We start from the raw sequence: 22,117 nt of genomic DNA on the forward strand, positions 1-22,117 counted from the left end.
TTCGCTTCAGGGCTGTGGCGCGTCGCGGCGGACCGGCCGCGTCTTCGCGTGGTGCGTGTAGGCCCCGTCGATGCGCGTGGCCGGGTCGACCAGCGTCTGCGAGACGTCGGCGCGAAACAGGTTCGCGCGGCTCAGGTCCGCCATCGGCAGCAGGCTCTTCGACAGGTTGGCATCGATCAGGTTGGCCCCGCGCAGCGTCGCACCGGTGAAATCGGTTCGCACGAAGAGGCTCTCGCCCGCCACCACGAGATCGAGATTGGCCTGGCGCAGGTCGCATTCGGAAAAGTCGCAGCCTTCCAGCCGCGCGCCCGACAGGTCGGCGCCGGGCAGCGCGGTGCCGCGAAGCCCGCACTGCCTGGCCTGCGCGCCGCGGAACACGGCGCCGGCAAAGGAGCTTTCGTGCGCGAAGCTGCAGGCCACGAGCGTCGCCATCGAGAAATCCAGGCCCTGGTCGCCGCGCGAGGCGGTGAAGCCGCACTGCTGCAGGCTGGCGCCCGCATACGACACGTCGGCCAGGGTGCACTTGATCCAGACCGTCTGCTTGAAGCGCGCCGCGTCGAAGCGGAGGTTCGACAGCGTCATCTCCATGAACACCACCTGCGCCCATTGCGAGCGGCTCAGGTCGCAGGCCTCGAAGCGGCTTTCGTGCAGGCTGGCCTGTTCGAAGCGCGCGTCCGACAGGTCGCAGCCCGAGAAGACCGTCTTCTGGCAGTTGGTGCGCAGCAGGCTGGCACCGGCCAGCACGGTGCGCGTGCAGTGCGCCCCACCCAGGTTGGCATGGTCCAGCCGGGCCCGCGCCATCGACGCGCCGTCCAGCCGTGCGCGGGCCATCACCGCGCGCGTGAAATTGCAGTCGTCGAGCAGCGCGCCTTCGAGGTTGGCGTCTTCCAGCAGCGCCTGCGTGAAGTCGGCGCCGCGCAGGTCCATGCCCGAGAGGTCGATGCCGGTGAAGTTCATGCGCGCGAAATGGCGCGCACCGGGCGGCGCGGCCTCGAGCCGGCGGCGCATCTTGCCGGAGCGGAATGAACGCGCCGCCGGTGCGGGCGCCGACAGGTGCGCGGCATGCAGATGGCCGTCGCGCATGCGCTCCAGCATGCCCTGCTTCACCGGCGCCGAAAACAGGGGCGTGGCGCCGCGTTCCTTGTCGATGTCCACCGCCGCACCCGTGGCCTCGGCCCGCCGTTCGGCGCGGCGGAAGTCGCGCAGCGCGTCGTGCAAGTCGAAACGGTGCGCCTGCGCGGACTCCTCCCGCACATCCTCGGCCACGAGCGGATCGGACAGCACGCGTGCCTTGAGCGCCCTGTCGTCGGCCTCCAGCTTCTCGCGCTGCGCAGCCATCTCCTTCTTCTTGCGCTCGCTGAACTCGGCCAGGTCGTCGATGTCCGTGGGCATCTCGTGCGGTTCGTCGGCGGGCAGGTACAGCGACGGGTCGAGTCCCTGCGCCTGCAGTTCGGCGCTGCGGCGTTCTCGCTCGCGCAAGGCGCCGGCGCGCATGTTGCTCGCCAGCGGGCCCGAACGGCGGTCGGGCAACTGCGCCGCGGGCCAGGGCCCGAACACGGAACGCGGCACCAGGTCGCTGTCGCGCAGCACATGGACCGCGGTGCGCGGATCGATGCGCCGCTGCAGCACCTCCTGGTAGTGCGACAGCGCCCGCGGCGCGTCGGCCAGCTCGAGCGCCGGCATGATGTGCTTCATGTCCGCGGCGTCGTCCTGCGCAATGTCGAAGCTGCCGTGCCAGATCAGCACCGCGCGCCGCAGGTGCGGCACGAACCACACCGTCGTCAGGCGCAGCGCCGCCTCGCAGAGCTCGCCGCCGTCCTCGTGGAAGCTGGAGAAGCAGCGCGCGCGCCAGTCGGGCAGGCGCCCGGCGAGCACCGCCTGCGTGGGGTGCATGTTCCAGATTTCGTAGGCCGCGCCGCTCGGCACCTCCTGCGCGCCGGCCCACCGCTGGTCGGGCGGTGCCGCGTTGAAATAGGCCCAGTCCATGTCGCTGGCAAAGCCGGGGAAGTCGTTCTGCAGCCATGCATCGCCATAGTCGGTGCCCATCAGCGCCATGCGCTGGGGCCAATGCGGCATCAAGGCGCCGAAGCCCGCGCTCGCCACCGGCTGGCCCGGCGCGACGCTGCCCCGGCCCGGCATCTCCACGTGCGGCAGCCGGCGCACCTTGAGGCCGTTGACGATCTCGTCGGCACTGCCCATGCCGAGCGGGTTCTGCGCCACGTCCGCGCCGCCGTAGGCATGGCTCCAGTCCACGCGCATGGATTCGAACGGCGCGGGCGGCGTGATGCGCCCGTCGAGCCAGTAGCGTTCGCCGAAGACGGTGAGCGTCTTGTCGATGCCGCCCACGTGCACGCGCACCGCGGCGGCCCTTTTTTCTTCCTGGTGCGCGGTGTAGCAGTGGCCGCTCACGAGCATCTCGGGCGTCGCCTTCGGCACGCCCAGGTCGAGCACGCCGCCGGGGTCGATCTCTTCGGCCATGGTCTGCCAGAGCTCCTGGTCGGCCATCAGCAGCGGGGTGTCCTCCAGGCTGGCCATGCCCATGACCGCCACGCCCAGCTTGTCGCCGCCCCGCCAACGGTAGGGCCGGGTCAGGATGCCGAGGCGGAAGGGCTTGATGGTCTTCACGGGCCTGTCACCGGATGGGCTGGTCGATCACCACGCGGCTGCGCTGCGTGGCGTCGACCTTCACGCGGATCTCCTTGCCGCGCGCGAACTCGGGGATCTGCACCGGCGAGATCGCCGCCAGCGTCTCGGCCTCGAAGGCGCCGAAGTCCGCCGTGCCGCGCACGGCCAGGCGAAGGCGCACGAGGATGTAGATGCGATGGTTGCGAAGGCCGGTGTCCTGCACCTCGAGCACCTCGGCCGTCGAGGCGATGCCAGGCCCCACCAGATGGGTCACCGCGCGGGCCTCGCGCGCACGCTGGCCCATGTACCTGCCCACGGCAAGCAGGATCGAGCCGAACACCACGATCACCACGACGGGGACCAGGAGCACGAGGAGATAGTTTTTGTCGTTGAACAATGCGTGTCACCGGGCCTGCGCGGACCTGCGCCCGCGCAGGGGACCTAGAAGAAGCTGAACAGCATGCCGATGCGCGAGGCCAGGCCGAAGGTGTTGATGTCCGCGCCCCAGTTGTCCTCCTTGAACGCAGCCTGCGTGCTGGTAAAGCCACCCAGCGACTCCTTGGCGCCGAAGAGTTCGAAGCCCGCGCCCGAGAAGTTGAGCGCCAGGCCCAGGTTGGAATTCGACACCCCCGACGAGAAACTGGTGGCGCCGTTCGCCACCACGCTGGCCCACGAGGACGCGCCCTTCACCGGCGCGTAGTCCCACTGGAAGGCGCTGTGCTTCAGGTAGAGGTGCGTGCCCTGGATGGTGATGGTGGCCGGCGCCGTGATGTCGATGTTGCCGGCCGTGGCGTCGATCTTGATGTTCTTCGCCTTGCCGATGTAGTCGCCGCCGCTCACGGTGCTGGTGTGGTTGCCCGTGATGTTCTCCGTCAGCGTCGACTGCAGGGTGTCGGTGGTGGCGCTGGTGACGGTGCGCGTCGACGTGCCGAAGACGGTCTCGATCACCGGCCCGATGGTGGTGTCGATCACCGGCCCGACCGTCAGTTCGCTGAACGGCCCGAGGTTGGTTTCCACCACGCCGCCGATGATCAGCTGGTTCTTTCCGCCCAGCACCGCGCGCTGCTGGCCACCGATGACGGTCTCGCTCGCGCCTTCGGTGATGGTGCGCGTCTCGCTGCCCGAGACCGACTCGACGGCACCGCCGGTGACGGTTCGCGTCTCGCCGCCGTCGATGGTCTCCACCGCGCCTTCGGTGATGTGGCGCTCCTCGCCCGACTTGTAGGTGGCCGACTCGTGCCCGGTGATCACCGTGGTGCGGGAGCCGCCCGTGTCGTGCGTCTCGTCGGCCTCGACCGACACGTCGAGGTTGCGCTCGGCATGCAGCGCCACGAACTCGGCGCCCATCTTGTCCTCGAACACCAGCGAGTTCGCCGTGGCCGCCGAACCGCCCGGCGTGGAGCGCGTGACCAGCCCGCTCTTGGTGTCCTCGCCCGGCAGCGAGAAGGGCGGCATGTGGCGCGGGTTGTACACGCGCCCTGTGATGATGGGGCGGTCGGCGTGGCCGCCGATGAAGTCGACGATCACCTCCTGCCCGATGCGCGGCGTGAACACCGTGCCGAAGCCGTCGCCCGCGAACACCTGCGACACGCGCACGAAGCACGAGCAGTTCTCGTTGCGCCGGCCGCTGCGGTCCCAGCGGAACTGCACCTTCACGCGGCCGTACTGGTCGGTCCAGATCTCCTCGCCCTCGGGGCCCACCACCACGGCCGTCTGCGGACCGCTGGTGCGCGGCACGTCCGTGACGCGGGGCGCGCGATACGGCAGCGACGTGGGCTGCACCGCGAAGCCGAAGCTGTACTCGCCCGGCTCGGCGCCCGTGGCGTAGCCGCCCTCGCGCAGCGCATACACCACCGACACGATCAGGTACTCGCGGTTGTCGTCCGGGCGCGGCGAACTCCGCATCGTGAACTTGTAGCCGGGCGCCATGCCGCGCACGGTGGCGTGGCCTTCGCTGCGGTCGCCCAGCGCCTGCACCTCCTCGAGCCGCACGCGCGCGTAGTGCTCGCCTTCGCCCGGATTCGTGAACTCGCCCAGCCACTCGTACATCTCGTAGTCGGCGTGATCGTGCGGTTGCGGCTGGGCGCGCACGGTCGTCAGGTCGCTGCCCGGCGTGCTGAAGTTGAAGTCGTCCACCGTGTAGCGGCCGGTGCGCACCTCGCCGGTCACGCGCCAGTCGTCGATCACCTCGATGTCCTGCGTCACGTCGCGGTCGGACGCGAAGCAGTCGATGGTTTCGTAGCCGGGCATCGGATCGTGCGCGCCGATGTCGTCCGCCAGCACCAGTGTGTGCTGGTTCTGCTCATGCTTGAAGTAGTAGTAGATGCCTTCCAGCTCCATGAGCCGGCTGACGAATGCGAAGTCGCTCTCGTTGTACTGCGCGCAATGCTCCCACTGCCGGTACGAGGCGGTGAGCTTCTTCTCGAAGGCGAAGTTGTAGTCGGCGAACACCTCCTCGAGCATCTCGACCACGGTCTTGTTCTGGAAGATGCGGTAGCCGCTCGTGCGCGTCAGGTACCAGAGCCAGGGGCGCACGGTGGCGCGGTAGACCGTGTGGCGCGAGGTGCGGCCCTCGCGTCCGATCATCGAGAAGCGCACCACCTGCCCGCTCAGGAAGCGCGGCGCGCCGGCCGTCTGGATCTCTAGCGACAGCGGCTTGCCCAACACCGACTGCATGTCGATCGTGGCGCTCGGGCTCAGCAGGTCGACCTCGAACTCGAACAGCTGCGACAGGCCTTCCGTGCCGTTCATCGAACGGAACATCAGCTGCTCTTCTCCAAGCGGCGTATGGGCTTTGACGACACGGTCCATGGGCTACTCCCTTTCTTGGCTTGCCTCTCGCATCAGCGTTCGGCCTCAGAAAATTCGTAATGAAAGTCGTCTCCGGCGGCGCTCAGCTGCACCGCGGCGAGCTTGCGCGCACTCACGGTGGCGCCGATGACTTCCTCGCTCAATCGCGGAAGGATGGTGTGCGTGAGGATCGCATCGATCATCCGTCCACCCGACTCTATGGCCGTACAGCGCCGCGCGACCAGTTCGACGGCGCTGTCGTTGTAAGCCAATGCAATGCCGTGGTTCGCCTGCAGGCGCGCCGCGATGCGATCGAGCTGGAGTCGGATGATGCGATGCAACGCCTCTGCGTGCAACGGGTAATAAGGCACTACAACCAGGCGGCCCAGCAGCGCGGGCGCGAACACTTTGAGCAGCGGCTCGCGCAGCGCGGTGGCCAGCGGTTCGGGGTCGGGGCGCAGGCTCGGGTCTTCGCACAGCTGCATGACCAGGTCGGTGCCGACGTTGGAGGTCATGATGATCACGGTGTTGCGAAAGTCGATGTGGCGGCCCTCGCCGTCTTCCATCCAGCCCTTGTCGAACACCTGGAAGAAGATCTCGTGCACGTCGGTGTGGGCCTTCTCGATCTCGTCGAGCAGCACCACGCTGTAGGGCCGGCGGCGCACGGCCTCGGTGAGCACGCCGCCTTCGCCGTAGCCCACGTAGCCGGGCGGCGCACCCTTCAGCGTGGAGACGGTGTGCGACTCCTGGAACTCGCTCATGTTGATGGTGACGAGGTTCTGCTCGCCGCCGTACAGCGCCTCCGACAGCGCCAGCGCGGTCTCGGTCTTGCCCACGCCCGAGGGGCCGCACAGCAGGAACACGCCGACCGGCTTGTTGGGGTTGTCCAGCCGCGCGCGTGCGGTGCGGATGCGCCGCGAGATGGTCTCCAGCGCATCGGGCTGCGCGACCACGCGCGCCGACAGGATCTCGCCGAGCTTGAGCACCGACTGCGCGTCGTCGCGCACCATGCGGCCGATGGGAATGCCGGTCCAGTCGGCCACCACGGTGGCGATGGCCTGCGCGTCCACCGCCGCGAGGATCAGCGGCGACTCGCCCTGCAGCTGCACGAGCTTGTCCTGCGCGTCGTCGAGTTCGGCGCGGATGTCTTCGGGCGGGCGCGCGGGTTCGACCGGTGGCACGTCGGCCTTGCTCTCTTCATCGGCCTCGCGCGCTTCATCGGACTCGCTCTTTCCATCGCCCGGTGCTTCAGCCTGCACCGGCACCGCCGCCGGCGACAGCAGCTTGCGCAATGCCACGATGCGCTCGACCAGCGCGCTTTCTTCCACGCGCCGTGCCTCCAGCAGCGCGAGCTCGGCCCGTGCCTGCGCGACCAGGGCCGCGATGTCTTCCACGCGCTGGTGCTCGCCCACGCCAATGGCGGCCTCGCGCCCCGCGATGCCCGACTCGATGTTCAGTACCTCGATGCGCCGCTGCAGGTCTTCGATGGCCGCGGGCAGCGCATGCTGGCTCAATGCCACGCGCGCGCACGCCGTGTCGAGCAGGCTCACGGCCTTGTCGGGCAGCTGGCGCGCGGGAATGTAGCGGTGCGACAGGCTCACGGCCGCCTCGAGCGCGGCGTCGAGAATGAGCACGCCGTGGTGCTTCTCCAGCTCGGCCGAGATGCCGCGCAGCATGATCACGGCCTTGGGCTCGCTGGGCTCGTGCACCTGGATGGTCTGGAAGCGCCGCGTGAGCGCCGGGTCTTTCTCGATGTACTTCTTGTACTCCGACCAGGTGGTGGCGCCGATGGTGCGCAGCCGTCCGCGCGCGAGCGCCGGCTTGAGCAGGTTGGCCGCGTCGCCGGTGCCGGCCGTGCCGCCCGCGCCCACCAGCGTGTGCACCTCGTCGACGAACAGCACGATGGGCTTGGGGCTCTTCTCGACCTCGTCGATCACCTGGCGCAGGCGCTGCTCGAACTCGCCCTTCACGCCCGCGCCGGCCTGCAGCAGCGTGGGGTCGAGCACCCACAGCGACACGTCCTTCAGCGAGGGCGGCACGTCGCCCGAGGCCAGGCGCGAAGCCAGCCCTTCGACCACCGCCGTCTTGCCCACGCCGGCCTCGCCGGTGAGCAGCGGGTTGTTCTGCCGGCGGCGCATGAGGATGTCGATGATCTGGCGGATCTCGTCGTCGCGGCCGTACACCGGGTCGAGCTCGCCCGCGCGCGCCTTGGCGGTGAGGTCGCTCGCGTACTTGGCCAGGGCCGAGCCGCCGGCCGCGGGGCCGTCGCCCTGGTGCGCAACGGCGGGTGCGCCTGCCATGGCACCGGCGCTGGGCGTGGCATCGAAGTCGTCTTCGGGCGAGCCTTCGGTCCAGGGCGCGAGCTGCGCCACCAGCACGTCGGGCACGATCTTGTCGAACTCGCGCGAGATGCCCGAGAGCACCTGCCGCAGGCCCGGCGTCTTGATGATGCCGGCCAGCAGGTAGGCGCCGCGGATCGAGGTGGCCTCGAAGCGCAGGCTGGCGTAGACCCATGCACGTTCGACCGCGTTGTCGACGTGCTCGGAGATGTCGCTGATCGACGTGGCGCCGTGCGGCAGCCGGTCGAGCGCGCGCACCATGTCCTGCTCGACCGCGTCGAGGTTCAGGCCCGCGCGCTTGATGATGCGCAGCATGTCGCTGTCCTGCAGCTGCAGGATCTGGTGCAGCCAGTGCACGAGTTCGACATACGCGTTGCCGCGCAGCTTGGCGAACGCGGTGGCGGTTTCCAATGCCTTGTAGAGCATCGGGTTGAGCTTGGAGAACAGAGAGACGCGGCGGATGTCGGTCATAAACCCATGGAAGAAGATGCGGATGCGGCAGCGGGTGCCGCCGATGCGGAACGGGAAAACAATGCTTCGGGCTGGAACACCATGTCGCCGGCGTCGGTGTCCGCCAGGCGCGTGCCGAGCCAGCTGCCCCAACCCAGGCGCTGGCTGCCGCCGAGCTGGGTGGGGCGCGCGTCCTGCTTCTTGAGCACCAGGCGCAGCTCCCACGCGAACTCGATGCCCACGTACTGGCGCACCCAGTCGACCACCTGCTGCAGCCGCTTGCTGCCGGGCAGGAACTCGCGGAACTCCTCCTGCGAGAGCGGCCCGAGCTCGAGGCGGAACTTGCTCTGCGCGTCGCGCACGGCCAGGCCGATGGTGGCGCCGCCGCCGAGCCGGTTGTTGCGCCCGAACAGGCCGAGCCGGCTGACCTCGCGCTCGTCGATCATCACCCAGTCGCTCACGAATTCCTCGACGCGCACGGGCACGTCGAAGTAGAGCTTGAGGATCTGGATCAGGCCCTCGGGGTTGCGCGTCTGGCGCACGAGATGGCCGGCCATGAAGGTGCGCGCATGGTCGGCGATGCGGTCGCGCTCCTTCAGGCCGGGCTGCCCCATGTTCATGAGGCTGGCCACGTAGTCGACGAAGCGGTGGCCGTCGGGGCGGTCCAGGCTGTTGACCGATTGGGCGTCGGCCCAGGCCCGGTAGAACAGCAGAATGAGCCGGTGATGGAACAGGTCGGCGAACGCGCTGAGGGTGTCGTCGGCGTGGTGGCGCTTGCGCTCGCGCGCGTACTCGGTCAGGTGCAGCGGCAGCGGGCCGTTGGGGCCGAACAGGCCGAAGCCGTAGATCGAGATGCGCGGCGGGCCGTCGCCGTCGACGTCCACGCCCGACACGTTCGACGGCGCGAACGCCATCGAGGGCTCCTGGCCCAGCCGCAGCGGCTCGTCGACCGGACGCGGCGCGCGGCCCAGCAGCGGGTGGCCGCCCTGCGCGTCGAGGCGGCGCAGCAGCATGAACAGGTCGTGCTCGAAGGGCTGCTCGACCAGCCGGGCCCAGAGCACGGGGTCGGCTTGCGGCACGCCGCGCGGCGGCGCGGCCGGCGTGCTGTCTTGCGCGTATGGTGCGTGTGGCGCATATGGCGCGGCGCCGCGGCGCTCGGCCGCGTCCACCGCCAGCTCGCCCTCTTCGGCCGGCGTGGCCTGCATGCCGTCGGTGAAGCCCGCTTCGCTCATACGGCGGGGCGGCGTCCCACGCGCGGCGTCCAGCGCGCGATCTCGCCGCGCTGCAGGCTCGACAGCGCGAACTCGGTGAACGCATTGAGCGACACGTGCCGGCTGAAGAACTGCTCCAGCACGGCGCCGAACAGGTAAGGGCTCGCGCCCGAGAAGGCGACCTCGTCGATCTTCAGCGCGATCTCCACGCCGCGGCCGAACACGATCGGGCCCGGCTCGGGCAGGCGGCGGAACACCGGCGCCAGCGCCATCGAGCGCACGCCCTGGATCTGTCGGCGCACCGACGGGTCGGCGAGGTTGCCGTACAGGTCGAGCATCTCGCGCAGCGCCGAGGCGCCCTGCGCGGCATCGACGTCGGTGAGGCTCAGGTAGTTCAGGCCCAGGTGGCTGATGAGGCGCCAGGTGAGCGCGCCTTCGGCCAGCGCGGGGTACGGCCGCGAAGGCCCGCGCAGGATGCGGATGGAGCGCACCGGCGCCGACACGCGCAGCGTGAAGTCCGACTCGAGCCCGGTCGGCAGCAGCAGCGGCAGGTCGCGGTTGGTGCACAGCGCGTCCAGCGTGATGTGGCGCAGCGTGTGCGGGAACGGCGCGTCTTGCTGGTCCACCAGCGACACGTAGACCTCGCTGCCGGTGTAGCTGGTGCGCGTGCCCTGCGCCCGCGCGCGGTCGGACACCAGGCGAGGCTCGCGGCGCAGCGAGAAGTAGGCGCCGAAGTCGCCGTCGTCGGCCGCGAACGAGCCGAGGAAGGGCCGGAACTCGCGCTCTTCCGAGCCGTTGGCCATGTGGCCGGTGACGCGCTCGACGGTGAAGATCTCGAAGTCGCGCGGCCGCGTGCGGTCGATCACCGCATGGTGCTCGTGCTGGCCCGGCCCCACCGGGATGCGGTCGCTGCGGCGCGGCACGAGGTTGATGATGGGCGTGCAGAACAGCGAGAAGTGCTTGGCGTCCACCAGCCGTTCAAGATCAGCGTCGGCGCGGTCGAGCAGGATCACGATCTCCATCGTGGTGCCGCCCATGGCCGAGGCCGCTGCACGCAGCTTGTTCACGCTGAAGAACAGGTAGCGGTCGGGGAACGCGAAGTACTCGTGCAGCAGGCGGTAGCCCTGGAACGAGCGCGCGTCGTAGGGCAGCAGCGCCTGGTCGGGGTCGAAGCCCTCGTGCTTGATGGCGTCGTCGCCCAGCGGCACGATGCGCGCACCACCGCCCGCACCACCACCCCCTGCACCAGGGCCGCTGCGGCACACGACGCCCACGCCGTGGTGCGTCGCGAGCTCGAGCACCCGCAGCGCATGCAGCTCGGCCCCCGACAGGAAGAACTCGAGCCGGTCCAGCGGCATGTCGGCAAAGCGCGCGCCGCCCACCGCCTCGAGCTTGATGGTGATGGCGCTCCTGGCCTGGCGCGCGACCACGGGCATGGCATGCGCGATGTCCGCGGGCACCGGGCCGATGCCGGCCTCGGCGATGCGGATGGGCCACAGCGTGACGGCGTGGCCGGTGCGGAACTCGCAGGCCGTCTGCTCGCCCTTGATCATGCGACCGCGCAGGATGGTGTGGCGCGGCAGTTCGTAGCCGGCCTTCAGCGAACCTTCGTTGAGGTTGCCGTCGATCTGCACCACGGCCATGGCGGGCAGCGGCGCCAGGAAGTTGGGGTACACCACCTCGAGCAGCCGCTGCGAGAAGCGCGGGAACTCCGCGTCCATCTTCAGCTGGATGCGCGCGGTGAGAAAGCTGAAGCCTTCGAGCAGGCGCTCCACATACGGGTCGCTGACCTCGATGCCGCGCATGCCCAGGCGCCCCGCGATCTTCGGGTAGCGCTGCGCGAACTCGGCACCGAGCTCGTGCATGTACGTGAGCTCGCGGTTGTAGTAGTCGAGGAGCTTGGCGTCCATCAGTGACTCTCCCCCAGGCTTCGCGCACTTCGTGTCACTGCTCCTGCCGCCTCACCGGGGGCAACACCCGTGGCCAGGCAAGGCCGGTTCCACGGTGTTCCTCGAATCGAAGACCGGGGAGTCACTGGAACGCCGCACCGCATCAAAGCCCTCCCGTCGGCCGCAGCACCATGTGCCCGCTTTCCAGGTCCAGCTCGGAGCGCAGGATGAACTCGATCGGGTACGGCACCGACCACAGCGTGCCGCGGATCTCCAGCGCGAGCAGGTTGTGGTGCTCGAGGTCGCCCGCGTCGGTCACGCACCGCACGTCGATGCTGTCCTTCATGATGCGCGGCTCGAAGTCGATGATGGCCGCGCGGATGGCGGCCTCGACGTCGGCGAAGTCGACCTCCGACATGCGTCCGCCGGCCCAGCCGCGCACGCCGTAGTTCAGCACCGAGCGGCGTGCGCGCGGCATGGCGTTGATGTCGTGGTCGGCGCCGAAGTTGGCGGTGTTCAGCAGCCACTGCAGGTCGCGCAGCACCGAGTCGCGCAGCAGCTTGCCGCTCATGAGGAACGCGCCCGCGCGCTCCTGGCGCGTCTGCGGCGTGGTGTCGGTCAGGCGGTCGAGCAGCACCGGCTGCAGCCGGTCGCGCGCAACGCTTTCCTGCTGGTCGCCGTCCATGTCCATCATCGCGCTCATGCGGCGTCGGCCTCCTGCGTGAATTCGACCAGCCGCAGGTCGAGCAGCGAATGGTCGCCGGCCTCGCTGATCAGCGTGCGCTGGCCCAGGCCCGCGTACTGCTCCTCGCCGGCCAGCGGCAGCCAGTCGGTGCGCCGGCCCAGCGTGGTCTCGTCGTCCAGGCCTTCGAGGCTGCCCGGGTAGCGCACGGGCACCAGCCCGTTGAGCGCGCGGCCGTCGTGCAGCTCGATCTCGGCGGGCGCCCACAGCAGGTCGACCAGGTGCTGCGGACGCGAGAACTTGATGCGGCGCACCTCGGGCAGCGGCAGCCAGGCGTAGCCCGACGGCGTGAGCAGCTCCAGCACGGGGCCGATGCGCACGTCGCCGTCGCACAGCCAGCCGAAGTCGCTGCGCTCCACGGGCTCGCCGTCCAGCGCCTGCACGGCGCGCGCATCGGAACGGTCGACGCTGGTCAGTGCGCCCTGCAGCGCGGGTGCGGCCTGGCGCGCGGTCTCGCGCAGCGCGGCTGCTTCCACGGCGCGCTCGGCGGGCAGTGCCGCGGCGGCGATCAGCTGCTCGACCCAGTCGGCGTTGCCGCCCAGGATGGCGGGCGCGCGTCCGCCGGACCAGAAATCGGTGCGATGGCGCTCACCTGCGAGCGCCATCGAACAGGTCACGCTCGCGGGCGTGAAGGTGGGGTCGAGCTTGGTGGCCAGCTTGAGCTGGTCTTCGGCGCGTTGCCACTCGCCGCGAAGCGCAAGGAAGTGGCACAGGGCAAGACGCAGGCTGGCGTTCTGGGGACTGGCGCGGATCTGCCGCTGTACCCATTCGGTGTGCTCGGCCACGGAGCGTTCTCCCAGCACTGCAAACCCATCTCCCATGAAGCTTCCTCGCTGACTGACTGGCACACGGCGCGAAAGGCCGGTGTGCGAAGGACGGCCGCGAAGGCCGTCGGGAAAACATCGCGGCCGGCCCGGGGGCCGGCCGCGCATCGGAAAAAGGAAATCAGGCTTCCTTGTTTTCCTTGATGTTCCAGCCCAGGACCGTCTCGGCGCCCTTGCCGCCCTTGTCGGTCTGTTCCCAGTACTGCTGCTTCACCTTCGCGGCCTGGAAGGCGTACTGCACGAACACGGCGTCGGAGCCTTGTTCGGCCGTGTACTGCACCGAGGTGACCAGCACTTCCTCGAGCGTGACGCGCGTGTATTCGATCTGCGAGCCGCCTGCCTTGCACACCGACACTTCGATCTTCGCCAGGTGCTTGCCGCTGGCGCAGTTCTTCATGACGGACGGTGCCGCCTTGTCGATGCGCGCGAGCACCTGCAGGTCATTGAAGCTCGCCTTGCCCACACCGCCGCCACCGCCGCTGACCATGTTTCCAGGCTGCGTCGCTCCCCAGGCAAACGACTTGATATCCGTCCAGTCCTTGTGGTTCGAGTCCTTGGATTCGCCGTTTGCGCCCTCGACGCGCATGAACATGTCTACTGCCATGATTAACCCCCAAAGTTATTTGTGCCCGGATTCGGGACACTGTTGAACTAGCTGCTGTCCTTCTTGTTGGATGGCAGCTTCGAAACCAGCCGCAACGACACCGTCAGCCCTTCGAGCTGATAGTGCGGCCGGAGAAAAAACTTGGCGGCGTAGTAGCCCGGGTTGTCCTCGATGGCTTCCACCTGGACCTCGGCCGCCGCCAGCGGCTTCATCGCCTTCGTGTCCTGCGACGACGTGCCGGGGCTGCCGTCGACGTAGTTCATGATCCAGTCGTTGAGCCAGCGCTCCATGTCCTCGCGCTCGCGGAACGAACCGATCTTGTCGCGCACGATGCACTTCAGGTAGTGCGCGAAACGGCAGCACGCGAACAGGTACGGCAGGCGTGCCGCCAGGTTGGCGTTGGCCGTGGCGTCGGCGTCGTAGTACTCGGCCGGCAGCTGCAGCGACTGCGCGCCGATGAAGGCCGCGAAGTCGGAGTTCTTGCGGTGCACCAGCGGCATGAAGCCGTTCTTGGCGAGCTCGGCCTCGCGCCGGTCGCTGATGGCGATCTCGGTCGGGCACTTCATGTCCACGCCGCCGTCGTCGGTGGGGAAGGTGTGGGTGGGCAGGTTCTCCACCGCGCCGCCCGACTCCACGCCGCGGATCGACGTGCACCAGCCGTACTGCTTGAACGAGCGGTTGATGTTCACGCCCATGGCGTAGGCCGAGTTGGCCCAGGTGTAGCGGTTGTGCGCGGCCGAGTCGGTCTCTTCCTCGAACTCGAATTCGTCCACCGGGTTGGTGCGCGCGCCGTAGGGCAGGCGCGCCAGGAAGCGCGGCATGGCCAGGCCGATGTAGCGCGCGTCTTCCGAGTCGCGCAGCGAGCGCCACGCGGTGTGCTCGGTGTTCTGGAAGATCTTGGTGAGGTCGCGCGGGTTCGACAGTTCCTGCCACGAGTCCATCTGCATCACCGTGGGCGACGCGCCCGCGATGAACGGGCAGTGCGCGGCGGCCGCGATCTTGGCCATCTCGGCGAGCATCTCGACGTCGGGCGGGCTGTGGTCGAAGTGGAAGTCGCCGATCAGCGCGCCGAAGGGCTCGCCGCCGAACTGGCCGTACTCGGCTTCGTAGATCTTCTTGAACAGCGGGCTCTGGTCCCAGCCGATGCCCTTGTGGCGCTTGAGCGAGCGCGCCACTTCGCGCTTGGAGGCGCACATCACGCGGATCTTCAGCTGCTCGTCGGTCTCGGTGTTGTTCACGAGGTAGTGCAGCCCGCGCCATGCGCCTTCGAGCTGCTGGAAGTCTTCGTGGTGCAGGATCTGGTTGATCTGCTCGGAGAGCTTGCGGTCGATCTCCGTGATGATGGCCTGCACCGTGCGGTAGGCGTCGTTGGAGATGGTGACGGTGCTTTCCAGCGCCTGCACGGCCAGCGTCTTGACGGCGTTTTCCACCGCCTCGCGGGCCTGGTCGGTCTTGGGCTTGAACTCGCGCTGCAGCAGGTCGGAGAACTCGTTGGGCGCAAGCGCCTCGACGGTGGCCTGCGCCTGCGCGGCGGTCTTCTGGGGTGCGGTGCTCATGATGGCTTTCCTTGGCTGCTCTTGCTGCTGCTCGCGCTCACTCGGAAGCGGTGCCGGAGGCACCCGACTTCTCGTTCGCGGCTTCCACGGCCTTGGCAACGGCCGGGTTCGGCGCCGTCGCCAGCGACTTCAGGAGCGCCGGGTTCTGCAGCGCCTGCGCGATGAGTTGCTCGGCGCCGTTCTTGCCGTCCATGTAGGACAGCAGGTTCGCCAGCTCGGTGCGGGCCTCGAGCAGCTGCTGCAGCGCGCCCACCTGGCGTGCGATGCGCGCGGGCGAGAAGTCGTCCAGGCTGTCGAAGGTGATGTCGACGTTCATCTGGCCGTCGCCCGTGAGCGTGTTGGGCACCTGGAAGGCCACGCGCGGCTTGATGGACTTCATGCGCTCGTCGAAGTTGTCGATGTCCACCGCCATGAACTCGCGCTCGGCGATGTCGGGCATCGGGTCCACCTGCTTGCCCGCGAGGTCGGCGATGACGCCCATCACGAAGGGCAGCTGGATCTTGCGTTCGCTGCCGTAGATCTCCACGTCGTACTCGATCTGCACGCGCGGCGCGCGGTTGCGCGCGATGAACTTCTGACCACTGTTTCTGACACGGTTGTCTGCCATAAAGCTTCCTCTTGAATCTGAAATGCGTGGGGGTCGCGCCCCTCTCCCTGCCGCGCCGGACAGTTGCCTGTTCGTCGCCGCTTATTCGCCGCTGGCCGCGCCGCTCAAAGGCCGCCCGGCAAGGCTCTCGATCTTTTGCAATCCCTCTGGCACGAGCTCTTCGATGATCTGGAAGAAATTGAGGTCCAGAAGCCGCTGTGCCCTTCTTATCAACATCGGTGCCGGATGACTGGGCTCCGCCCGCTCCAGGTAGTCGCAAGCTTTTTCCAACAAGACTTGCACATCATCACGATTGGATATTTCAATATCTTTAATAAGTACCGCGCGTAGGCCGATACCGCCATTTGAGGCGCCCGCGGCGGCGCCCTGCGCCACCGGCGCGGCCTGGTCCGTGCCTTGCGGATCGGCTCCAGAGTGGGATGGAATGGCTTCGCCCGCATCGGCCTGCGCCTGCTCGGGCAACAGCTGGACCACGCTGCGCAGCGACTTCTCCAGGCGCGTGAAGTCGGGCGCCCAGTTCTGTCCCAGCGCGCGTTCGCAGGTCTGGCGAATGCGTTGCAGGTACTCGAGCGCACCGCGCAGCGCCAGCACCGGCGCCGCGGACTTGTCCTGCGCGCGGCGCGCCGCGTCCTTCAGGCGGCCGATGCCGCCGGGGTAGTCGATCTGGTGGTCGGTCTTGCTCGAATCGAGCAGGGCCTCGACCTGCCGCAGGCTCATCAAGGTGCCTGCATCGTCGAGCAGCCGCGCATCGCGCACGCTGCGCCCGAGGCCTTCGGGTTCGGTCAGCGAGGCCAGCGCGTTCATGCGCGGCAGCGGGTCTTCGAAGCCGTCGTCGACGACGCGCGGATGCACGTCGTCCCAGAATTTCTGCAGCACCGCATCGACCAGCCGCAGGCCGTCGACATAGCCCGGCAGGCCGCGGTTCTCGGTCCATGCCAATGTGAGGGGCACCAGCACGCGAAGGTCTCGTGTGCGGGTGCAGAGCTGCTTGGCGAGGCGCTCCACGCGGGCCCAGTCGGGCGGTTCCGCGGGAATGATGGTGGAGCCGAATTGCTGCTCGCGCTTGCCCGTCGTCGCTTGGTGCAACGCCAGGAAATCGGGGTCGTATTCGAGGTCTTCACCGCACGCAAGCGGGCCGTCTACAGGCGACTGCAATAGTTCGATCTCGCTTTGCGACAACCTCTTCTCCCTAGTTAACCATTCGTCAACAACAGTTATCTTGAGGGGAACGCGAAGCGCGGTCAACAGCAACAGAGTGCAACGCAGAGGCTTTGAATCACAAAGAAGTACAACTCCTTTTATTCAATCAACAGAACGTCTACGGAACGTTTACAGCAGTCCACGTCCACCCAGGTTGCGCATCAACGCGCCGACACCAAAAGTCCACCGCGGCGCCTGGTCCGCGTGCACCACGCGGTTGACCAAGGCGCCGAGTTCGGGTGCGGCGATGCGCACGCGGTCTCCCACGACATGGGTGAATCCTTGCCCAGGCCCGTGACGGTCTTGTGTCGGCGCGAACATGGTTCCGAGAAACAACATGAAACCATCAGGGTAGGCGTGATGCTTGCCGATGGTCTGTGCGACGAGGTCGAGCGGGTCGCGGCTGATCTTCGACAGCGAACTGGAGCCCTCCAGCGTGAAGCCTTCGGGGCCCGTGACTTCGAGTGCCACGGTGATGCGGCGCACGTCGGCAATACCGAAGTTCTCATCGAACAGGCGAATGAAGGGGCCGATCGCGCACGAGGCGTTGTTGTCCTTCGCCTTGCCCAGCAGCAGTGCGCTGCGGCCTTCGAAGTCGCGCAGGTTGACGTCGTTGCCCAATGCGGCGCCCAGCGTCTCGCCGCGGCTGTTGACGGCGAGCACGACTTCGGGCTCGGGGTTGTTCCACACCGAGCCCGCGTGGATGCCCACGTCGGCGCCCGTGCCCACGGCCGCCAGCACCGGGGCCTTGGTGAAGATCTCGGCGTCGGGGCCGATGCCCACCTCGAGGTACTGCGACCACACGCCCTGTGCAATGAGCACCTCCTTCACCTTCATGGCCTCGGGCGAGCCGGGCACGATGTCCGCGAGGTTGTCGCCCAGCACGCCGCCGATGGCCGCGCGCGTGGCCTCGGCCCTGGAGGCATCGCCGCGTGCCTGTTCCTCGATGACCCGCTCCAGCAGGCTCGCAACGAAGGTCACGCCGCTGGCCTTGATGGCCTGCAGGTCGCAGGGGGCGAGCAGCCAGGGCTTGCCGGTGTCGCGTGCCGTCTCGTCGCTGTTGGCGATGGCCTCGTCGAGCGAGGCGATGCGCGGTGCGCTCTTCAGTGCGCGGCGAACGGCTTGGGCAGGCGCTTCGTCGCGTTCGAGCAGGTCGCTCATGGTGGGCGCGAGCGCCGACAGGTCGTGCAGGGCGCCTTCGTGCACCGCCACCAGCACCGGCCCCACGCCGGGTTGCCAGAGGCGTCCGACGAGGGTGGCGCGTTCGGCGTCGCGGGGCAGGTTGGAAGATGTCGAAAGATTCAATGGCATGGCGGGTGTCTCCGTGGATGTGTACTTCGCTACGGTGCATCGTAGCGGCGCATCCACGGCAACGCCCGGCCAGGGCCCTTGTCGTTGCGCTCAGTGCCCCGGCGTTGCCCGCACGCGCGCCACCTCGGCCGGCAGGTCCTTCCACGCCGGCTCCCGCGGTGCGAAGCGCGCGCGCATGTAGCCCGCGAGATCGGCGATCTGCCGGTCGTCGAGCGCCTCGCGGAACGCCGGCATGAAACCGATGTCGCGCGTGGCGGGCTCGCGCACGCCGTCGAGGATGGTGCGCAGCAGGTTGTCGGGCCTGGCGCTCGTGAGGTTGCTGTTGAGCGCGAGCGGCGTGTTCACGCCCAGCAGCGTGGGGCCGTTGCCGTCGTGGTGGCAGGCGGCGCAGGCGCTGTCGAACATGCGCTGCGCGGGGCCGAGCAACTGGCCCTGCGTGCGCGCCGCGTTGTCGACCGCCTGCTGTGCCACGGCCTGCGGCTGCGCCACCGGGGCCGGGTTGAAAGACCCCAGGTACGTGGCCATGGCGCGCACGTCTTCGTCGGGCACCTGCTGCAGCTCGCGCACCACCTCGGCCATCGGGCCGCCGGCGATGCCGTGGCGTTGCGTGCGGCCGTGGCGCAGGTAGCGGTAGAGCTCGTCGGCATCCCACGGCAGCGCCGACTTCGACAGCTGCGTGAGCGCGGGCGCCTCCCAGCCGTCGACCATCGCGCCCGAAAGAAAGGCCTCGCCGCCCTGCTCCGCGCCCAGCGCGTTGCGCGGCGTGTGGCAGGCGCCGCAATGGCCCAGGCCGTTGACCAGGTAGGCGCCACGGTTCCACTCCGCGCTTTGCGCGGCCACGGGCTGCAGCGGCGCGGGGTCGTGGAAGAGCGCGTTCCAGCCGGCCATCAGCGGGCGCATGCTGAACGGGAACTTGAGCTCGGACTTCGGCGTTTGCGCGCGCACCGCGGGCATCGACATGAAGTACGCATAGAGCGCCTGCAGGTCGTCGTCGCTGGTCTTGGCGAAGGCGGTGTAGGGGAAGGCCGGGTACAGGTAGTGGCCGTCGCGCGAGACGCCTTCGCGCATCGCGCGCTGGAAGGCGCTGAACGACCAGCGGCCCAGGCCGGTCTCCGCGTCGGGCGTGAGGTTGGTGGTGTAGAGCGTGCCGAAGGGCGTGTCCATCGCACGGCCGCCCGCGTTGGGTGCGCCGCCCGCTGCCGTGTGGCACACCGCGCAGTCGCCGGCCGCGGCGAGCACGCGGCCGCGTTCGATGGTCGATTGGCTGTACACCGGCGCGGTGAGCGACACCGGCGCGATGGCGGAACGCCAGCCGAGCAGGCCGGCGATGACGCCGATGCCACCGACCACGAGCGCGGCGCCGGTGGCCCAGAGGCCCTTCCTTCGGGGCCAGACTGCATTGCTCCTTCCCCCTCCGGGGGAAGGCTGGGATGGGGGCACGACGGCGTCACCACTCGCAGGCTGCCGGCCCTCACCCCCACCCTCTCCCGGAGGCAGAGGGGGCAAATCCGAAGTCAACGGACTCAACCCGGCCAGCACCGTCTCCGGCGTGAACGGCGGCGACCTGAAGCGCACGCCCGTCGCATCGAAGATCGCGTTCGCGATCGCCGCCGTGCCCGGCACCGACGACGACTCGCCCGCGCCCAGCGACGGTTCGCCGGGCCGCGGCATGTGCATCACCTCGATCACCGGCACTTCGCGGAAATTGATGATCGGGTAGCTGCCCCACTCGCGGCTCGCGACCACGCCCGAAGGCAGCACGCCCGGCAGCAGCGCGCCGCCGGCGGGTGCATCGCCTTGCTGTTGCTGCTGCGGCGCGAACTGCACGCGCTCCTTCAGCGCACGGCTGGTGGTCTGGATCACGTTGCCGTGCACCTGGTGCTCGACGCCGGCGGGGTTGATCATCAAGCCCGCGTCGTGCCCCACCACCACGCGGCGCACATGCACCTCGCCGGTCTTGCGGTTCACCTCGACGTCGGCCACCCATGCGGCCCACGCCGCGCCGAAGCCCGGCCACTTGCTGTGGATGTAGCGCGCGTACGCGAAGCCCTGGCCGAAGAGGATGTCGCCGCCTTCGCCGAGCCCGCCGTCGGCGTTCTCCTGCGGCCCGGTGCGCATGCGCCAGCCGGCCTTCTGCGCGGTGGCCTGCACCAGCTCGATGGCGCGCAGGTCTTCCAGGTGCCGCAGGCGGAACTGCACCGGGTCCACACCCGCGGCGGTGGCGAGCTCGTCGATGTACGACTCGTGCGCGAACGAACTCGGCAGCGCCGACACGCCGCGCAGCCACGAGGCGCGCACGATCGGCGCCATGTCGTTCACCTTCACGCGCAGGTTGTCGTAGCTGTAGGGCGGCCGCGCGGTGCGGTCGCCCATCTCGTAGGCCTGCGCCACCGGCTCGATGGTGCGCGTGAGCAGCAGCGCCAGCGTGGGCGCGCCGTTCGACGGGTAGGAGGTTTCGAAGTCGTAGGCGGCCACGCGGCCGTCGGCCATCAGGCCGCCGTCGATCTCCATGAGCTGCGCGGCGCCCTTGGGCTCCCACGCATGCTCCTGCTCGCGCGTGAGCTGCACGCGCACCGGCGCGCCGACCGCGCGCGCGAGCAGCGCGGCATCGGCGGCCACGTCGTCGGCGCCGTTGCGGCCGTAGCAGCCCGCGGCCTCCATGCGGACCACGTCGACCTGCACGTCCTCCACGCCCATGAGCCTGGCCAGGTCGACACGCAGCACGTGCGGGTTCTGCGAGCCGGCCCAGCAACGCAGCTGCATGCCGCTGCCGTCGTCGGGCTGCCAGTCGGCCAGCGCGCACGACGGGCCGATGGACGCATGCATCTGGTACGGCCACACGTAGGTGCGCTGCATCGGTTGCGCGGCGGCGGCGATGGCGCCGTCCACGTCGCCTTCGTCGACCAGCAGGCGCTGCGTCGAGGGGTTGTCGCGCAGGGCCTGCGCCACGTCGCTCAGGTCGGGCATGCCGGGCCACGGCTTCCACGTGACGCGCAGTTCGCGCAGCGCCTGTTCGGCGTGCTCCTCGCGCTCGGCGACGATGCCGACGAAGTCGCGCACGACGACCACGGCGCGGATGCCGGGGATGTGCGCAATGGACGATTCATCGACCGCCTCCAGCGTGTTGCCGATGAACTCGCCGTGGTCCGCGCCCGCGTACGGCGGGCGCACCACGCGCCCGTGCAGCATGCCGGGCACGCGCATGTCGTGCACGAAGACGAGTTCGCCCGCGAGCTTGGCCGGGATGTCCACGCGCGCCTGCCGCGTGCCGACCACGCGATAGTCGGCCGGGTCCTTGGGCTGCGCCTTGGTGTCGAGGCGCAGCACGGTGCGCTGGCCGGCCACCAGCTCGGCGTAGTTGACCTGGTAGTCTGGCGTTTCGGTGACGCGCACCACGCCGTTGCGCACCTGCAGTGCCTCGCATGGCACGCCGAGCTTTTCCGCAGCGCGTGCCAGCAGCCAGCCGCGCGCCTGGGCGGCGGCCAGGCGCAAGGGCTGCGAATGGATCTGGATGGAGGCGCTCGCGATGGTCGCGCCCTGGTTGGGCACGCGCGCGGTGTCGCCGAGCATCACGCGCACGCAGGGCATGCCGAGGTCGAGTTCCTCGGCCACGATCTGGCCGAGCGCGGTCTGGATGCCGGTGCCCAGGTCGACGTGGCCGTTGAGCGCGGAGGCACTGCCGTCGTCCCATACGGCCAGCAGGACCTCGTCGCCTTCGATCGGGTTGCCGGCGACCAGCGCGGGCTGGCCCTTGACGGGCGGCGGCGCGGGCGGCGCCTCGCGCACCACGAGCAGCACGCCGTCGGCCGAGAGGAACTCGGCGCGGGTCTGGGGAAGGTCGGCGCGGCGGGTCATGGCCTTTGCGTTCCTTGCCGCTCTTGCTCCCTCTCCCTTCGGGAGAGGGTTGGGGTGAGGGCCAGCGGCGGTAGCGAAGGCCGTGCTTTTGCACAAGCACCTGCCCTCACCCTG

Annotated in this window: 14 protein-coding genes; all 14 read right to left on the bottom strand. The window is 69.1% G+C overall.

The window, feature by feature from the left end:
- Positions 1–6: 6 nt before the first annotated feature.
- Positions 7–2,625, bottom strand: a complete 2,619-nt coding sequence (locus BM013_RS14030; protein ID WP_093127975.1) for a DUF2169 family type VI secretion system accessory protein — start codon at positions 2,623–2,625, stop codon at positions 7–9.
- Positions 2,626–2,632: 7 nt separating this feature from the next.
- A complete protein-coding gene (locus BM013_RS14035; protein WP_143098275.1) occupies positions 2,633–2,995 on the bottom strand; it encodes a hypothetical protein in 363 nt (120 codons plus the stop codon).
- A gap of 71 nt (positions 2,996–3,066) precedes the next feature.
- On the bottom strand, positions 3,067–5,436 hold the full coding sequence (locus BM013_RS14040; protein ID WP_093127978.1) for a type VI secretion system Vgr family protein: 2,370 nt from the start codon (positions 5,434–5,436) through the stop codon (positions 3,067–3,069).
- Between the two features lie 32 nt (positions 5,437–5,468).
- The gene (gene tssH / locus BM013_RS14045; protein ID WP_093127980.1) at positions 5,469–8,225 is read right to left on the bottom strand and encodes a type VI secretion system ATPase TssH; all 2,757 of its coding nucleotides are present in this window, start codon (positions 8,223–8,225) and stop codon (positions 5,469–5,471) included.
- Positions 8,222–9,436: a type VI secretion system baseplate subunit TssG gene (tssG, locus tag BM013_RS14050; RefSeq protein WP_093127981.1), complete on the bottom strand. Its 1,215-nt coding sequence runs from the start codon at positions 9,434–9,436 to the stop codon at positions 8,222–8,224. Before tssG ends, tssH begins: the two co-directional genes overlap by 4 nt.
- Positions 9,433–11,325 (bottom strand): type VI secretion system baseplate subunit TssF, encoded by a 1,893-nt coding sequence (gene tssF / locus BM013_RS14055; RefSeq protein ID WP_093127982.1) that lies wholly within the window; start codon positions 11,323–11,325, stop codon positions 9,433–9,435. Before tssF ends, tssG begins: the two co-directional genes overlap by 4 nt.
- A 142-nt stretch (positions 11,326–11,467) precedes the next feature.
- On the bottom strand, positions 11,468–11,995 hold the full coding sequence (gene tssE, locus BM013_RS14060; protein ID WP_093128130.1) for a type VI secretion system baseplate subunit TssE: 528 nt from the start codon (positions 11,993–11,995) through the stop codon (positions 11,468–11,470).
- 8 nt (positions 11,996–12,003) lie between these two features.
- Complete coding sequence (locus tag BM013_RS14065) at positions 12,004–12,831, bottom strand: type VI secretion system accessory protein TagJ (protein WP_256221494.1); 828 nt, start codon at positions 12,829–12,831, stop codon at positions 12,004–12,006.
- A 160-nt stretch (positions 12,832–12,991) separates the two neighbouring features.
- Positions 12,992–13,474: an Hcp family type VI secretion system effector gene (locus BM013_RS14070; protein ID WP_093127985.1), complete on the bottom strand. Its 483-nt coding sequence runs from the start codon at positions 13,472–13,474 to the stop codon at positions 12,992–12,994.
- Positions 13,475–13,521: 47 nt separating this feature from the next.
- A complete protein-coding gene (tssC, locus tag BM013_RS14075; RefSeq protein ID WP_093127987.1) occupies positions 13,522–15,030 on the bottom strand; it encodes a type VI secretion system contractile sheath large subunit in 1,509 nt (502 codons plus the stop codon).
- 37 nt (positions 15,031–15,067) lie between these two features.
- On the bottom strand, positions 15,068–15,637 hold the full coding sequence (tssB, locus tag BM013_RS14080) for a type VI secretion system contractile sheath small subunit (RefSeq protein WP_093127988.1): 570 nt from the start codon (positions 15,635–15,637) through the stop codon (positions 15,068–15,070).
- An 81-nt stretch (positions 15,638–15,718) separates the two neighbouring features.
- Positions 15,719–16,816, bottom strand: a complete 1,098-nt coding sequence (gene tssA / locus BM013_RS14085; protein ID WP_093127990.1) for a type VI secretion system protein TssA — start codon at positions 16,814–16,816, stop codon at positions 15,719–15,721.
- A 150-nt stretch (positions 16,817–16,966) separates the two neighbouring features.
- The gene (locus BM013_RS14090) at positions 16,967–18,148 is read right to left on the bottom strand and encodes a fumarylacetoacetate hydrolase family protein (protein WP_093127991.1); all 1,182 of its coding nucleotides are present in this window, start codon (positions 18,146–18,148) and stop codon (positions 16,967–16,969) included.
- Between the two features lie 90 nt (positions 18,149–18,238).
- On the bottom strand, positions 18,239–22,003 hold the full coding sequence (locus BM013_RS14095; protein WP_093127993.1) for a molybdopterin cofactor-binding domain-containing protein: 3,765 nt from the start codon (positions 22,001–22,003) through the stop codon (positions 18,239–18,241).
- Between the last annotated feature and the right edge of the window lie 114 nt (positions 22,004–22,117).

Source organism: Variovorax sp. OK605 (assembly GCF_900115445.1).
Classification (GTDB): Bacteria; Pseudomonadota; Gammaproteobacteria; order Burkholderiales; family Burkholderiaceae_C; genus Variovorax.

Coding starts and splice junctions, on each gene's coding strand:
- BM013_RS14040 (WP_093127978.1), bottom strand. CDS start 5,436: ATGGACCGTGTCGTCAAAGCCCATACGCCGCTTGGAGAAGAGCAGCTG.
- tssH (WP_093127980.1), bottom strand. CDS start 8,225: ATGACCGACATCCGCCGCGTCTCTCTGTTCTCCAAGCTCAACCCGATG.
- tssG (WP_093127981.1), bottom strand. CDS start 9,436: ATGAGCGAAGCGGGCTTCACCGACGGCATGCAGGCCACGCCGGCCGAA.
- tssF (WP_093127982.1), bottom strand. CDS start 11,325: ATGGACGCCAAGCTCCTCGACTACTACAACCGCGAGCTCACGTACATG.
- tssE (WP_093128130.1), bottom strand. CDS start 11,995: ATGGACATGGACGGCGACCAGCAGGAAAGCGTTGCGCGCGACCGGCTG.
- BM013_RS14070 (WP_093127985.1), bottom strand. CDS start 13,474: ATGGCAGTAGACATGTTCATGCGCGTCGAGGGCGCAAACGGCGAATCC.
- tssC (WP_093127987.1), bottom strand. CDS start 15,030: ATGAGCACCGCACCCCAGAAGACCGCCGCGCAGGCGCAGGCCACCGTC.
- tssB (WP_093127988.1), bottom strand. CDS start 15,637: ATGGCAGACAACCGTGTCAGAAACAGTGGTCAGAAGTTCATCGCGCGC.
- BM013_RS14090 (WP_093127991.1), bottom strand. CDS start 18,148: ATGCCATTGAATCTTTCGACATCTTCCAACCTGCCCCGCGACGCCGAA.
- BM013_RS14095 (WP_093127993.1), bottom strand. CDS start 22,003: ATGACCCGCCGCGCCGACCTTCCCCAGACCCGCGCCGAGTTCCTCTCG.